Here is a 13,706-nt window from a genome sequence, read left to right as displayed (position 1 = left end):
TTTAACCGGACAACGCCACAACGAAACTGACCGCGGAAACGAGCCACACCCCCTTGAGCGATGCTCAAGGGGGTGTGGGGTGGGTGTGGGGTGGTGGAGCGGGCGTGGTTATGGCTTGGCTGGCCGTACCGTCAGTGAACTGCGGCCCCGGCCGCTTGGGACTTGCTGCCTGCAACGTTCTTGAAGTAATGCTCCAGGTCCTCCAGGCTCTTGTCCTTGGTTTCCGGAACATACTTGGCGGCGAAGGCGATGGCACCCACGCCAAGGACGGCGAACACGAAGAACGTGTTGGAGATGCCGATAGCGGCCAGCAGCTGCGGGAAGCCGAACCCGATCAGGAAGTTCACGATCCACAGCAGGAAGGCCGAAGCGCCCATGCCCAGGCCACGGATCTTGAGCGGGAAGATTTCCGAGAGCATCAGCCACGTCACCGGGGAGATGGCGCCCTGCTGGAACGCCAGGAACGTCACGGTGAGCGCCAAGATGACGAAGCCCCTGGCTGTGCCTTCCGGCAGGATCATGGAGAAGAGGCCGATGAGCAGCAGCGCCGTCGTCGTGCCTGCCTGGCCGGTGATCAGCATCCGGCGCCGGCCCACCTTGCCCAGCAGCCAGATGCCTACAAAGGTGGCCAGGACCGAGATCACGCCGTTTGCGATGTTGGCTGTCAGTGCCGCTTCCCGGCCGAAACCGGACTGCGAGAGGATCTGGGTTCCGTAATACATGATTGAGTTCACGCCGGTGATCTGTTGGATCACCGCGAGGCCCAGGCCTACCACGAAGATTCGGCGCAGCCACGGGATGCCCAGGTCCTTCCATGAGCCCATCTTGGACTTGTAGTCCTCCACGGCCATGGCCTTGACTTCCTCGAACTCCTTCCGCGCCTCTTCCTGGGACCGGATGCGCTGCAGCACACCCAGCGTCTCGCCGAAGCTGCCGATCGAAGCCAACCAGCGTGGGCTCTCGGGCATGAAGTTCATCCCGATCCACAGTGCAATGGCGGGCAGGGTGGCGATGACCAGCATCCAGCGCCAAATGCCGTGGGACTCACCGAACGAGTTGCCCAGGTAGGCATTGAAGATGAAGGCCAGCAGCTGCCCGGTGACGATCATGAGTTCGTTCTGGGTGACGATCCGGCCACGCCGGTTGCTCGGCGAAACCTCGGCCAGGTACACCGGTACGGTCACCGACGCGCCGCCCACCGCGAGGCCCAGGATGAAACGGGCCGCAATCATCACTTCCGTGTTGGGCGAGAACGTGCAACCCAGGGTCCCCACAAGGAAGATGACGGCCAGCACCATGATCATCCGGCGCCGGCCGTTGCGGTCCGCGAGACGTCCGCCGAACAGGGCGCCGAAGGCCGCGCCGAACAGCAGGGACGAAGTCACCAGGCCTTCGGTCAGCGGGGTGAGGCCCAGGTCCTCCTGCATGTACGGCAGGGCGCCGTTGATCACGCCGGTGTCGTAGCCGAACAGGAGGCCGCCAAAGGTGGAAATGATGGTGACGGTCCGCAGCGCCCGCTTGTGGTTGCCGGGTTTCGCCCCGGTATGCGCGGGAGAACTCATACGCTTACCTTCTGGACGTACTGCTTCATGGTCTCCAGCTGGTAGCGGGAGACGTCTTCGGCGTTCTCGTCCTCGGCGAAGACGCTGGACACCATCACCGTGTCCTCGCGGTCCAGGAAGCCGATCTCCTTCAGGCCGCCGAAGAACTCATCCCAGTTGACGTCGCCGTCGCCGATCTTCAGGTGCTGGTGGACACGGACCGGATTGCCCGGCGGGTTGGTGATGTAGCGCAGGCCGTGGGAGGCGTGGTGGTTCATGGTGTCCGCCACGTGGACCAGGCGCAGCTTGTCCCCTGCTGCACGCATGATGTCCAGCGGGGAGTTCTTCATGTGGAAGCTGTGCGAGGCCACGTAGACCATGCCCACGTTCTTGGAGTTCACGCCGCGGATCACGCGGATGGCGGCAAGGCCTTCCTCGACGAAGTCGTCGGGGTGCGGGTCAATCAGCAGGTCAATGCCTTCGTGCTCGATGATGGGCAGCAGTTCCTCCATGGAGCGGTAGAACGCGCGCTCGGATTCCTCGGCCTTTTCGGGGCGGCCGCTGAATTCGGTGTTCATGGTGCTGACGCCCAGGTCCACGGCGATCTGGATGGCGCGCTTCCAGTAGCGGACAGCTGCCTCGCGGGCGTCCTCGTCCGGCCCGGACCAGCGGAGCACCGGCAGGACGGAGGCAATTTCGATTCCGGCGTCCCGGCAGGCCTTCTTGAGCTGGCCCACCAGTTCATCGTCCGCCTTCGGATGGTTGAAGAACGGGATGAAGTCCGCGTGCGGGGTCATCTGCATGTACTTGTAGCCGAGGTCCGCCACCACCTTGGGGAACTCGAGCAGGCTGTGCGAGTGGTGGAACGGGGTGGGATCAAGTGCGATTTTCACGTAAACACTCCATTGTGGCTCAAAAGGTATGGAGACACGAAAGGGGACGGATGGCTCCGTCCCCTTTCCGGTCTTACTTGTAGAGGTCGGGCTTTGCGTTCAGCTTCACGGCGACCTTTTCGCCGTTCTTCTGCGCTTCGACGCCTGCTTCGCAGCACGCAGCGGTGGCGTACCCGTCCCAGGCGGAGGGGCCGCCAATCTCACCCTTAAGTGCCGCGTCCACCCATGACTGAATTTCGACGTCGTAAGCGGCGCCGAAGCGCTCTTCGAAGCCGGGCGTGACGTTGCCGCCCCAGCGGCCCGAGCTGCGGGTGTAGGGGCCCTTGTCGCCGCCGATGCTGACGATGCCGTCTTCGAAGGAGGCCTGGGTGGCCACCTCGTAGCCGAACTTGGCGTTGACGTAGATTTCGACGTCGGCAAGGACGCCGGACTCGGTTTCGACCAGGACGTGCTGGGGGTCGTGCTGGCCGTTGGGAGCGTTCCGGGTGGCCTTGCCCAGGCGGACCTGCACGCTGGTGATTTCCTCACCGGTGAAGTAGCGGATCGCGTCGAACTCATGGACCACGGAGTCGTTGATGAGCATCTCGTTGGTGAAGCCCTCGGGGGTGCTCGGGTTGCGGTGCTGGTGGTGCAGCATCAGCAGTTCACCCAGTTCGTGGTTGCGGATGATCGAGCCCAGGGTGGCGTATTCGGCGTCGAAGCGGCGCATGAAGCCCACCTGGATGCGCTTGTGGCCCAGTGCCACCTCGGCTTCGACGATCTTCCAGGAGGATTCGGCGTCGGGCGTGAGGGGCTTTTCGCACAGGATGGGGATGTCCTTGGCGAGGGCTTTGAACAGGATGTCCTCGTGCAGGAAGCCGGGAGTGGCGATGAGGACGGCGTTGACGTCGCCGTTGTTGAGGGCCTCTTCGGCGTCGGCCAGGGCCACGGCTCCGGGGATGCCTTCAATGGCGGCCTGGGCGCGGGCGAGGTCGACGTCGACGACGGCGGCAACTTCGGCTCCGTGGATGCGCTTGTTGAGGCGCTGGATGTGGTCGGCGCCCATGCGGCCTGCGCCGATGACGGCGACGCGGAGGTTTTCAGTCATTGTTCTGGTCCTTTTGGTGTCTGGAACGGATTAGCTGACGGCGGTGCGGGAGCCGCAGGACAGCAGGTAGTTGCGGGTGCGCTTGGCGATGGGCATGGGAACGTCGAAGGCCACGGGGTACATGTCCTGCTCCACGATGCCGAAGATGGGACGGTTCAGGGCTTCCACAGCTTCGACGACCGCGCGCAGGTCGGGCAGGCCGTTGGGCGGTTCGGTCATGACGCCGGCCAGGTTGGCGGCGGCCCACGTCATGTTGTCCTCGTTGACCTTCTTGAGGATCTCCGGGTTGATCTGCTTCAGGTGCAGGTAGCCGATCCGGTCCGGATAGTTCTTGATCAGGTCCAGGCTGGACGCTCCGCAGTACTCAGCGTGTCCGGTGTCCAGGCAGAGGTTCAGGTACTGCGGGTCTGTGGCGCCGAGCAGGGTCTCGATGTCCTGCTGCGCGCCAACGTGGGAGTCGGCGTGCGAGTGGAACTGCTGCTTCAGGCCGAAGTCCTCCAGCAGGGTCTTTCCCAGGCGGTTGTGGCCCGCGAACAGATCGTCCCATGCCTTTTCGCTCAGGGTGCCGCTCTCCACTGCCTCGCCCGTGACGTCGTCCCGCCACATGGCAGGGATGACCACGATGTGCTCGCCGCCCATTGCTGCCGTCAGTTCGGCGACCTTGCGGGCCGGCTCCCAGGCCGTCTCCCACTGGTCCAGGCCGCGGTGGAACGCGGTGAAGACGGTGCCGGCGGAAATCTGCAGGTCGCGCTGCTTCAGTTCCTCTGCCAGCCGGGTGGGATCGGTGGGAAGGTAGCCGTAGGGACCCAGTTCGATCCACTTGTAGCCGGATTCGGCCACCTCGTCGAGGAAGCGTTCCCACGGGGTCTGCTTGGGGTCGTCCGCGAACCAGACACCCCATGAGTCCGGCGCCGTGCCGATGATCAGCTTGTTCTCAGTCATGACAGCGTTGTCTCTCTCTTTGCGGGCGCGGGGACTAGTTGGAGGGGAAGTTGTAGGAGGCGCCGGAGGCGTGGTGGGTTTCGGGCCAGCGGGAGGTGACCACCTTGCCGCGGGTGTAGAAGCTCACGCCTTCGGGTCCGTAGATGTGCTTGTCGCCGAAGAGGGAGGCTTTCCAGCCGCCGAAGGAGTGGTAGGCCACGGGGACGGGCAGGGGCACGTTGATGCCAATCATGCCCACAGTCACCGAACGCTGGAACTTGCGGGCAGCGGCTCCCGAGGAGGTGAAGATGGCGGTGCCGTTGCCGTAAGGGTTGGCGTTGATCAGCGTGATGCCCTCTTCCAGGGTGTCCACGCGGACCACCACGAGGACGGGTCCGAAGATCTCTTCTTTGTAGGCGGTCATTTCGGTCTTGACGTGGTCGATCACGGTGGGACCGACCCAGAAGCCGTTCTCGTGGCCGGGGACCACGAGGTCGCGGCCGTCCACGACCATGGCGGCGCCGGCGGTTTCGGCTTCGGTCACGATCTTGACGATGCGTTCCTTGGAGGCGGGGGTGATGACCGGGCCCATTTCGGCGTCGGGTTCGGTGCCGTTGTTGACCTTGACCGCTTCGGCCCGTTCCTGGACTTTGGCGACCAGGGCGTCGGCGGCGTCCCCGACGGCGACGGCGACGGAGATGGCCATGCAGCGTTCGCCTGCTGAGCCGAACGCGGCGGCTGCAAGGTGGTCGGCGGCGTTGTCCAGGTCGGCGTCGGGAAGGATGATGGCGTGGTTCTTCGCCCCGCCCAGGGCCTGGACGCGCTTGCCGTGCTGGGTGGCGGTTTCGTGGACGTACTGCGCGATCGGGGTGGAACCAACAAAACTGATGCCGTCCACGTCCGGGTGGGTGAGGAGCCCGTCGACGGTTTCCTTGTCGCCGTGGAGGACCTGGAACACACCATCGGGCAGGCCGGCTTCCTTCCAGAGCTTGGCCAGCAGCAGGGAGGCGGAGGGGTCCCGTTCGGAGGGCTTGAGGATGAAGGCGTTGCCGGTGGCGATCGCCATCGGGGCCATCCACAGCGGCACCATCACGGGGAAGTTGAACGGGGTGATGCCGGCGACGACGCCGAGGGGTTCGCGGAAGGAGAAGACGTCGATGCCGGTGGAGACCTGGTCCGAGTAATCGCCCTTGAGCAGGGTGGGGATCCCGCACGCGTACTCCACCACTTCCAGGCCGCGGCCGATCTCGCCCTTGGCGTCGGAGAGGACCTTGCCGTGCTCGGCGGTGACCAACTGGGCCAGTTCGTCAACGTGCGCGGCAACAAGTTCGCGGAACTTGAACAGCACGGCGGTGCGCTTGGCCAGGGAGATGTCACCCCAGGCATCGGCGGCCTTGCGGGCGGCGGCGACGGCGGTGTCCAGGTCGGCCCGGTTGGCCAGGCGCAGTTCGCCGGACACGGCACCGGTGGCCGGGTTGTACACGCTCGTGGTGCGGTCGCCTTCACCGGCGGTCTCGGCGCCGTTGATGAAGTGGTTGATGACCGTGGTTTCGGTGGTGGTGGCAGTCATGGGACTCTTCCTTGAGTAGTGAAAAAGTATGGTTAGCCCAGCAGTTTGCGCTGGCGTGACTTGTGGTCGACGTAGGTCTGGAACGCCTGCTTGGTGGACTCCAGTTCGGAGACCTGTGAGACGGGGACGTCCCACCAGGACTCGGAGGACGGCGCGTCCAACAGGGGGTCGGATTCGACGTGGATCAGGATCGGTCCGCTGTTTTCCGGGGCGGCCTTGGCGTCGCGGATAGCCTGCTCCAGTTCAGCGATGACCTTCTCCCCCGGTTCGATCCGGATGACCTTGACGCCCAGGGACTCGGCGTTCAGGGCCAGGTCCACGGGCAGGGTCTCGCCCTCGTCGAAGCTGTGCTGCTCCTCGTTCAGCGCCCGGTACTGGGTACCGAACCGCTGCGAGCCCAGGGACTCGGACAGGGAGCCGATGGAGGCGTAGCCGTGGTTCTGGATCAGGACCACGATCAGCTTGATGCGCTCGGCGACGGCGGTGACCAGTTCGGTGTGCATCATCAGGTAGGAGCCGTCCCCCACCATCACGACGACGTCCCGCACCTGATCGCCCGACGCGCCTGCCGCCGTCGTGCTTTGCGCTTCGGCGATCGCTGCACGCTTGACGCCCAGGCCGCCGGGGATTTCGTACCCCATGCAGGAGTAGGCGTACTCCACGTGGTAGCCGAACGGGTCGCGGACCCGCCACATCTTGTGCAGGTCACCGGGCAGCGAGCCGGCGGCGCAGATGACGACGTCCCGGGCATCCATGGCCCGGTTGGTGGCGCCGATGATCTCGTTCTGCGCCGGCAGCGGGGTGTAGCGGGTGTCGAAGGCCTCGTCCACGGTGGTGTTCCAGCGCTTCTTCTCGGCTTCGATCTCCTGCTCCAGGTCGGCGCCGACGCGGTAGCCGCCCAGGGCTGCGTTGAGCTTGACCAGGGCCTTGCGGGCGTCGGCGACGATCGGCAGGTGCGTGCCGTGCTTGTACGCGTCGATCGGGGCGACGTTGATGTTCACGAACTTCACGTCCGGGTTCTGGAACGCGGTCCGGGACGCGGTGGTGAAGTCCTCGTAGCGGGTGCCGATGCCGATGATCAGGTCAGCCTCGGCGGCGATGGCGTTGGCCGCCGTCGTGCCGGTGGAGCCGATGGCGCCGAGGGAGAACTTGTGGTCCCAGGGCAGGACGCCGACGCCGGCCTGTGTGTTGCCCACCGGAATCCCGGTCAGCTCGGCCAGTCTGGCCAGTTCCTCGTTGGCGAAGGCGTAGAGGACGCCGCCGCCGGCGATGATCAGCGGACGTTTAGCGGCGCGGATGGCTGCGGCGGCGCGGGCGATGTCCTCGTCGTCCGCGTCGGGGCGGCGGATCCGCCACTCCCGCTCGGCCAGGAACTCCTCCGGGACATCAAAGGCTTCGGCCTGGACGTCCTGCGGCAGCGAAATCGTGACAGCGCCGGTCTCGGCCGGGTCGGTCAGGACACGCAGGCCGTGGTGGAACGCGGAGAACAGCTGCTCGGGCCGGGTCACCCGGTCAAAGAACTTTGACAGCGGCCGGAACGCGTCATTGACGGTGATGTCGTACGCGTACGGCTGCTCAAGCTGCTGCAGGACAGGGTCCGCGGCGCGGGTGGCGAACGTGTCCGAGGGCAGCAGCAACACCGGCAGGCGGTTGGTCGTCGCCAGCGCGGCACCCGTCAGCAGGTTGGACGAGCCCGGGCCAATCGACGTGCTGACCGCATAGGTCTGGCGGCGGCGGGTGTGCCTGGCATACCCGACGGCCTGGTGCACCTGGGCCTGTTCGTTCCGGCCCTGGTAGTACGGCATCAGGGTGGGATCCTGCTGCTGGTACTGCTTCAGGGCCTGGCCCACGCCGGCCACGTTGCCGTGCCCGAAAATACCGAACGTGGCCGGGATCAGCCGTTCCCGGTACTCGACGCCGCCCACCGAGTCCACGGTGTACTGCTGGGAAAGGTATTCGACGACGGCCTGCGCCACCGTCATTCTGCGCGTTCCTGGTGTTGTGCCCATTGCTAGTTCTCCGGGATTTCTGTGGTGTGGTGCAGGAGCGAGGCAGCCGCGGCAACGGCGCCGGCGACGTCCCCGTCAGCGGGGTAGAGCAGGGTGCGGCCCACGGTGAGGCCCTGCACGCCGGGCAGTGCCAGCGCGGCGCCCCAGGTTGCGAAGACCTCGTCCTGGGATCCGTCCGGGTCACCGCCCAGAAGGACGGTGGGCATGGTGGTTGCGGCCATGACGCGTTCCATCTCCGCCACCACCGGAAGCTTCATCCAGGTGTAGGCGCTGGTGGACCCCAGGCCCTCGGCGATCGCGATGGACTTGATTACGGAGTTGGTGGACAGGTCGTTGCGGACGCGGCCGTTTTCGCGGACGGACAGGAATGGCTCCACCATGGCGATCAGCTTCCGTTCGGCCAGGGAGTCGATGGCGCGGGCCGTGGCTTCCAGGGTGGCTACGGTGTCGGGGTCGCCCAGGCAGATGCGGGTGAGCATTTTCCCTCCGTCGGCGCCCAGTTCCTTCAGGGCGGCGGCGGTGTGGCCGGTGAACCGGTCATCGAACTCGTTGACCAGCCCGGACAGCCCGCCGCGGTTCATGGAGCCGAACACCAGCTTTCCGTCCAGCGCACCCAGCAGCAGCAGGTCGTCCATGATGTCCGGGGAGGCCAGGACACCGTCCACAGCGGGGTTGGCGAGCGCGATCTGCAGCCGGTCCAGCAACTGGCGGCGGTCAGCCATGGCCACGGGATCGTTGCCGACGGCGAGGGCGCCGCGGGCCGGGTGGTCGGCGGCGACGATGAAGTTCTGGCGGCCTGCCTTCACGCCCGGGTGGCGGCGGCGGGCCTTCGCGGCGCGGGCGACGGCGTCCGGGTCCTCGAGGCGGATGGTGCTCAGGTGCTCGTAGCGGCGCGGGTCATCGTCCACGGCGCTGTTTGAGGCGAGGGGTGTGAGGGTCACAGTGATGCTCCTTCGGTGGCAAGCTGAGCGGTGCCGGGAACCGGGCGGCCGCGTTCGGCCAGCAGGGAGGTAACCTCGTCCGGCGTAGGCATGGCATCGGCGCAGGAGAGGCGGGAGGCGACGATGGCACCCGCAGCGTTGGCGTAGTCCAGGACCTGGGCCAGGGGCCAGCCGGACAGCAGCCCGTGGCAGAAGGCGCCGCCAAAGGAGTCGCCGGCACCCAGGCCGTTCAGGGTCTCGACCGGGACCGGCGCGGACACAACACGTTCGGTGCGGGTCTTGGCCATTACGCCTTCAGGGCCGAGCTTGACGACGGCGATTTCCACGCCGGCAGCCAGCAATCGGTCCGCCTGCTCATCCGGGGTCCCTTCCCCCACGGCGACGGCGCATTCCTTGTCATTGCCGATGGCAACCGTAACGTGCGGCAGGACCTTGGCCACCTCGGCACGTGCCTCTTCCTCCGAGGCCCAGAACATGGGCCGGTAGTCCAGGTCCAGGATGGTGAACTGCCCCTCGGCCAGCCCCGTGCGGGGACGGGCCTCGTGGGCGGCGATGTGGGCGCTGCGGGACGGCTCCTGGCACAGCCCCGTCACGGTGGACCAGAAGATCCCGGCATTGCGGACAGCGGCCAGGTCCAGTTCTTCAGCCTTGATCTGCAAATCAGGGGCGGTGGGGAACCGGCCGTAGAAGTACAGTGGGAACTCGTCCGTCGCCGGCTTGATGGCACAGAACGTCACGGCCGTGGGCCAGTCTTTGACCGGCGTCACGAAGGTGTCGTCCACAGTGAACTTGCGCAGCTCGCGGTGCAGGTAGGCGCCGAAGGGGTCGTCCCCGGTGCGAGTGATGACGGCGGTCCGGCGCCCGTGGCGGGCAGCGGCAACAGCGACGTTCGACGGCGAACCGCCCAGGTACTTGCCGAAGGAATTGACTTCCTCCAGGCCAACCCCGATGTCGTTCGGGTAGATATCAACGCTGATGCGCCCGATCGTAAGAAGCTCGTGGGTCACGTGAATCGTGGACCTTTCTGGTGTGGAACTCGAATCCTTTGAGGGGCAGGAGTTCCGGAACTGGCAGGCCGTGGTGTGGGCCACAGGCACTACTTTGCCCTAGATCGAATGTCCTGTCAAAGGTTTGTACTGACATACTTACAACAGAAGTTGGTGGGGCCCCATCCCCCAATCGATGGGCACGCAGGCTACTTCTTGGGAACCGCCAATTCGCCCGTCACGTACTGGGCCTTGCCGAAGCCGAACGACCAGTCCCCGGCCGTGTTTTCCACATAGCCGATGAACACGTCCTCGCCGGCAACTCCCACCGCGGCGAGCTTTTCGGCAACTGCAGCGAACAGCCGCTGCTTGGCCTCCTGCGAGCGTCCGCCTTGGGTGAAGATCTGGATCATCACTACTCCCCCGGTGCGCTCGAATCCCAACCCTGCATCCTGGGCGAAGATCTGGCCCTGCGGGTGTTCGGTGAGGATATGGAAGTAGTCGCGCTCCGGAATGCCGTACTCGGCCAGGATGGCGTCGTGGATTCCGCGGCTGAGCTGCTGCAGGTCCTCGGCGGTGCGCCCTTCGTTGACGTCGATGCGTACCAGTGGCATAAGGCTTCTCCCTTGTTAGTTTGTACTGACATACTAACAAAGCGACTTTGGAAGAAACAAGGCCCCCTTGCGTCGAGGACATGGCAGGACCTAGCATTAATCAATCAAAAGGTTGATAAAGGATTTGGTTGATTAAGATTCGAGAGGCCGGCGCAATGTCCGACGACGTGGCTCTGAATGCGGCTTTCCTGGCCCTGGCAGACCCTGTGCGTCGCAGCATCATCGCCCGGCTGAGCAAGGGTCCGGCAACCGTCAATGAACTTGCGGACCCGTTCGAGATTTCCAAGCAGGCAGTCTCGAAGCACATCCAGGTACTCGAGCAGGCGCAACTGGTCACCCGCAGCCGGGATGCCCAGCGCCGGCCCGTACACCTGAACCCGGCACGGCTTGAGGCACTTACTGCGTGGATTGACCAGTACCGCTTGGTCCGCGAAAGTCAGTTCCGCAACCTCGACGCCGCGCTGGCATCACAGGCGGCCGCGAGCGGCGGCCAATCCTCCAAGGAGTCATGATGAGCAATTCCCTGAAACTCAGCGTTCCTGAGGGCGTTCCCTTTATCGATTACGAGCGCGAGTTCGACTTCCCGGTGGCGGATGTGTTCCGCGCACACAAAGAGCCGGACCTGATTGTCCAGTGGCTGGGCCCGCGGGGCATGAAGATGGACATGGACCACTACGATTTCCGCACGGGCGGGAGCTACCGGTACATCCATACCGGTCCCGACGGGGTGCCGTACGAGTTCCGTGGCATCTTCCACACAGTGCGCGAGAACGAGTTTGCCCTGCAGACCTTCGAGTTCGGCGGGTACCCGGATGTGGTGAGCCTGGAGTTCATGACATTCGAGGACCTGGGCAACGGACGTACGCGGTTGCGGGGGCACTCGGTGTACCCCAGCCAGGAGGCGCGTGATGGCATGGCGCAGTCGGGAATGGAAGGCGGCTTGAGCGAAGGCTACGAGCGGCTTGAAGAATTATTGGCGGGCGCGCGGGTCTGAGCAAGGACGAGGGCTTCGTCCAGGACGCGGCCCAGGTTGGCGGCGTCGTGGGCAAAGCGGCCCAGGAAGAGTCCGTCCGCGGCCGGCAGTTGGGGAAGCAGCCCGGGGCCGGCGCTGCCGCCGTAGATGAGGGGGCAGTCCGGGCCCAACTCGGCACGGATCTGTGCCAGGACGGCATTCACGTGCTGCGGCGGGGCAGGTTCCTGTGCGCCGATGGCCCAAACCGGCTCGTAGGCCAGGACCAGGCGGCCGAGCAGTGCGGTGTCGCCGCCCGTGGCGGCCCGGACCTGCCCGATGCAGAAGGCGGCGGCAGCTCCGGCGTCGAGCCTGTCCGGCTCCCCGATGCAGAGCAGCGGGGTGAGGGAATGGCCGACGGCGGCACGCACCTTGCGTGCCACCACGGCGTCATCCTCGGCGAAGAGTTTGCGGCGTTCCGCGTGGCCGATTTCGACGAGTGAGACGCCGAGTTCGGCCAGCATGCCGGGGCTCACTTCCCCGGTGAGCGGCCCGTCCCCCCAGGCGCAGTTTTGCGCCCCAAGCAGGACGGACGACCCGGCCAGGATCCGGCCGGCTGGTTCCAGGACCGGGAAGGACGGGATGACGAAGACCCGGACCGGCGAATCAGCGGCCAGTCCCGGCCTTTCGTCCACAATGGAGCGCACCTCCGACAGCCAGCGCAGGCTTGCCTGGTAGCCCAGGTACATTTTGGTGCTGACACCGACGTAGAGGGTGCCGTTGCCTGCGTTGCTGCCGGAGGTGCTCATGGTTTCCTTGCGTTGATGGTGCGGGCCTGCTCAGTCGAGCAGGTCGTCGGCCTTGTTCTTGAACCGCCGGGTGGCGAACATCATCGCCGCCGCCACGAACGGCAGGACACCCAGGGCGTAGACGCCCATGGAACCGGTTGGGGAGCCGGTGGCTTCATTGACGGCGGTCCGGAGGATCGGGGCCACGAAGCCGCCCAGGTTGCCCAGGGAGTTGATCAGGCCGATGCCGGCGGCAGCAGCCGATCCTGCCAGGAACGCGGTGGGATAGGACCACACCACGGGACCGACGGCCAGGAAGCTGCAGACTGCCAAGGTAATGAAGATCATGCCCAGGACCGGCTGGTGGTTGGTTCCCGCCCAGGCCGACCCGAAGATACACAGGCCGGTGGAGATGAACAGGATGGTGCCGAACTTGCGGCGCTTGGCTACGGTGTCCGCTGCCTTGCCGATGAAGTAGCAGGCGAAGATGCCGAAGAACCACGGGACGGCGATCAGGAGGCCGACGGCGAGCCCCACCTTCTGCCCGGTCAGCGAGGACACCTGCTGCGGCAGGAAGAACGTCACGCCGTAGACGGCGACCTGAAGGCAGAAGTAGATGACGGTGAAGTACCACACCCGGCCGTTGCGCAGCGCCGCGAGGATGCCGCGCGGGCCGTGCTCGTCCTTCACGGTGTCTTCCAGTGCCATGACTTCCTTCAACGCGTACTTCTCGTCGTTGCTGAGGAACTTGGCCTTCTCCGGGCCATTGATCAGGAAGAAGAAGGCCGCAATACCTGCCAGGACGGCCAGCATGCCTTCGACGAAGAACATCACCTGCCAGCCGCGCAGGCCGGGCACCTGGTCGCCGATGTTGATCAGCCAGCCCGACAGCGGGTTGCCGATCATCTGGGAGAACGGCTGGGCCAGGTAGAAGATGGCGAACATCTGCACGCGCACCTTATTGGGGAACCATTCGGCCAGGTACATGATCACGCCCGGGAACAAGCCGGCTTCGGTCACGCCCAGGAGGAACCGCAGGATCACGAACGAGGTCTCGCCCTGCACGAAGGCGAAGCACGCCGAGACGATGCCCCAGGTGATGGCGATGCGTGCCAGCCAAATCTTGGCGCCCACCTTCTTAAGCAGCAGGTTGCTGGGGATCTCGAAGATCGCATAGCCGATGAAGAAGATGCCCGCGCCCAGGGCGAAGGCCGCGGCGGACACTCCCTTGTCCGTTCCCAGCGCCGCCTCGGCAAAGCCGACGTTGGTGCGGTCCAGGAACGAAACGACGTACAGGATGACCAGCATCGGCATGAGCCGGCGGGCCGCCTTGAAGATCGCGGACTTCAGGACCGGACGGGCCAGAAGCTCCTTGGATGTTGCGGTGGTTTCGGACACAACACTCTC

Annotated in this window: 13 protein-coding genes; 2 read left to right on the top strand and 11 right to left on the bottom strand. The window is 65.4% G+C overall.

What is annotated here, in order from left to right; translation table 11 throughout:
- Positions 1–131 precede the first annotated feature (131 nt).
- The 9 genes from ACIGJD_RS04125 to ACIGJD_RS04085 all read right to left on the bottom strand — a co-directional run bounded on the left by ACIGJD_RS04125 (position 132) and on the right by ACIGJD_RS04085 (position 10,562).
- A complete protein-coding gene (locus tag ACIGJD_RS04125) occupies positions 132–1,562 on the bottom strand; it encodes a sugar porter family MFS transporter (protein ID WP_483688415.1) in 1,431 nt (476 codons plus the stop codon).
- Positions 1,559–2,434 (bottom strand): sugar phosphate isomerase/epimerase family protein, encoded by an 876-nt coding sequence (locus ACIGJD_RS04120; RefSeq protein WP_483688414.1) that lies wholly within the window; start codon positions 2,432–2,434, stop codon positions 1,559–1,561. The genes ACIGJD_RS04125 and ACIGJD_RS04120 overlap by 4 nt, the downstream gene beginning before the upstream one ends.
- Positions 2,435–2,507: 73 nt before the next feature.
- The gene (locus tag ACIGJD_RS04115) at positions 2,508–3,521 is read right to left on the bottom strand and encodes a Gfo/Idh/MocA family protein (RefSeq protein ID WP_483688413.1); all 1,014 of its coding nucleotides are present in this window, start codon (positions 3,519–3,521) and stop codon (positions 2,508–2,510) included.
- Positions 3,522–3,551: 30 nt separating this feature from the next.
- Positions 3,552–4,463: a sugar phosphate isomerase/epimerase family protein gene (locus ACIGJD_RS04110; RefSeq protein ID WP_483688412.1), complete on the bottom strand. Its 912-nt coding sequence runs from the start codon at positions 4,461–4,463 to the stop codon at positions 3,552–3,554.
- Between the two features lie 34 nt (positions 4,464–4,497).
- The gene (locus ACIGJD_RS04105) at positions 4,498–6,012 is read right to left on the bottom strand and encodes a CoA-acylating methylmalonate-semialdehyde dehydrogenase (protein ID WP_483688411.1); all 1,515 of its coding nucleotides are present in this window, start codon (positions 6,010–6,012) and stop codon (positions 4,498–4,500) included.
- 32 nt (positions 6,013–6,044) lie between these two features.
- Positions 6,045–8,021: a 3D-(3,5/4)-trihydroxycyclohexane-1,2-dione acylhydrolase (decyclizing) gene (gene iolD, locus ACIGJD_RS04100; RefSeq protein ID WP_483688410.1), complete on the bottom strand. Its 1,977-nt coding sequence runs from the start codon at positions 8,019–8,021 to the stop codon at positions 6,045–6,047.
- Between the two features lie 2 nt (positions 8,022–8,023).
- Positions 8,024–8,962, bottom strand: a complete 939-nt coding sequence (locus ACIGJD_RS04095) for a Cgl0159 family (beta/alpha)8-fold protein (RefSeq protein ID WP_483688409.1) — start codon at positions 8,960–8,962, stop codon at positions 8,024–8,026.
- Positions 8,959–9,969, bottom strand: a complete 1,011-nt coding sequence (gene iolC / locus ACIGJD_RS04090) for a 5-dehydro-2-deoxygluconokinase (RefSeq protein WP_483688408.1) — start codon at positions 9,967–9,969, stop codon at positions 8,959–8,961. Before iolC ends, ACIGJD_RS04095 begins: the two co-directional genes overlap by 4 nt.
- 188 nt (positions 9,970–10,157) lie before the next feature.
- Positions 10,158–10,562 carry a tautomerase family protein gene (locus ACIGJD_RS04085; RefSeq protein ID WP_483688407.1) on the bottom strand — a complete coding sequence of 135 codons (405 nt, stop codon included), beginning with the start codon at positions 10,560–10,562 and terminating at the stop codon, positions 10,158–10,160.
- 155 nt (positions 10,563–10,717) lie between these two features.
- Between ACIGJD_RS04085 and ACIGJD_RS04080 the strand changes: the two genes are divergently transcribed.
- The gene (locus tag ACIGJD_RS04080; protein WP_483689427.1) at positions 10,718–11,074 is read left to right on the top strand and encodes an ArsR/SmtB family transcription factor; all 357 of its coding nucleotides are present in this window, start codon (positions 10,718–10,720) and stop codon (positions 11,072–11,074) included.
- Positions 11,074–11,556: an SRPBCC family protein gene (locus tag ACIGJD_RS04075; protein WP_483689426.1), complete on the top strand. Its 483-nt coding sequence runs from the start codon at positions 11,074–11,076 to the stop codon at positions 11,554–11,556. Before ACIGJD_RS04080 ends, ACIGJD_RS04075 begins: the two co-directional genes overlap by 1 nt.
- Here ACIGJD_RS04075 and ACIGJD_RS04070 read toward each other — a convergent pair.
- Positions 11,514–12,320, bottom strand: coding sequence for a triose-phosphate isomerase family protein (locus tag ACIGJD_RS04070; RefSeq protein WP_483688406.1), 807 nt, complete (start codon positions 12,318–12,320; stop codon positions 11,514–11,516). The two genes, ACIGJD_RS04075 and ACIGJD_RS04070, sit on opposite strands and share 43 nt — an antisense overlap.
- Positions 12,321–12,350: 30 nt before the next feature.
- On the bottom strand, positions 12,351–13,697 hold the full coding sequence (locus ACIGJD_RS04065; protein WP_483688405.1) for an MFS transporter: 1,347 nt from the start codon (positions 13,695–13,697) through the stop codon (positions 12,351–12,353).
- Positions 13,698–13,706: the final 9 nt, after the last annotated feature.

The organism is Arthrobacter sp. E1SS-5, from assembly GCF_057073715.1.
This window is presented reverse-complemented; position numbering and strand designations above follow the sequence as displayed.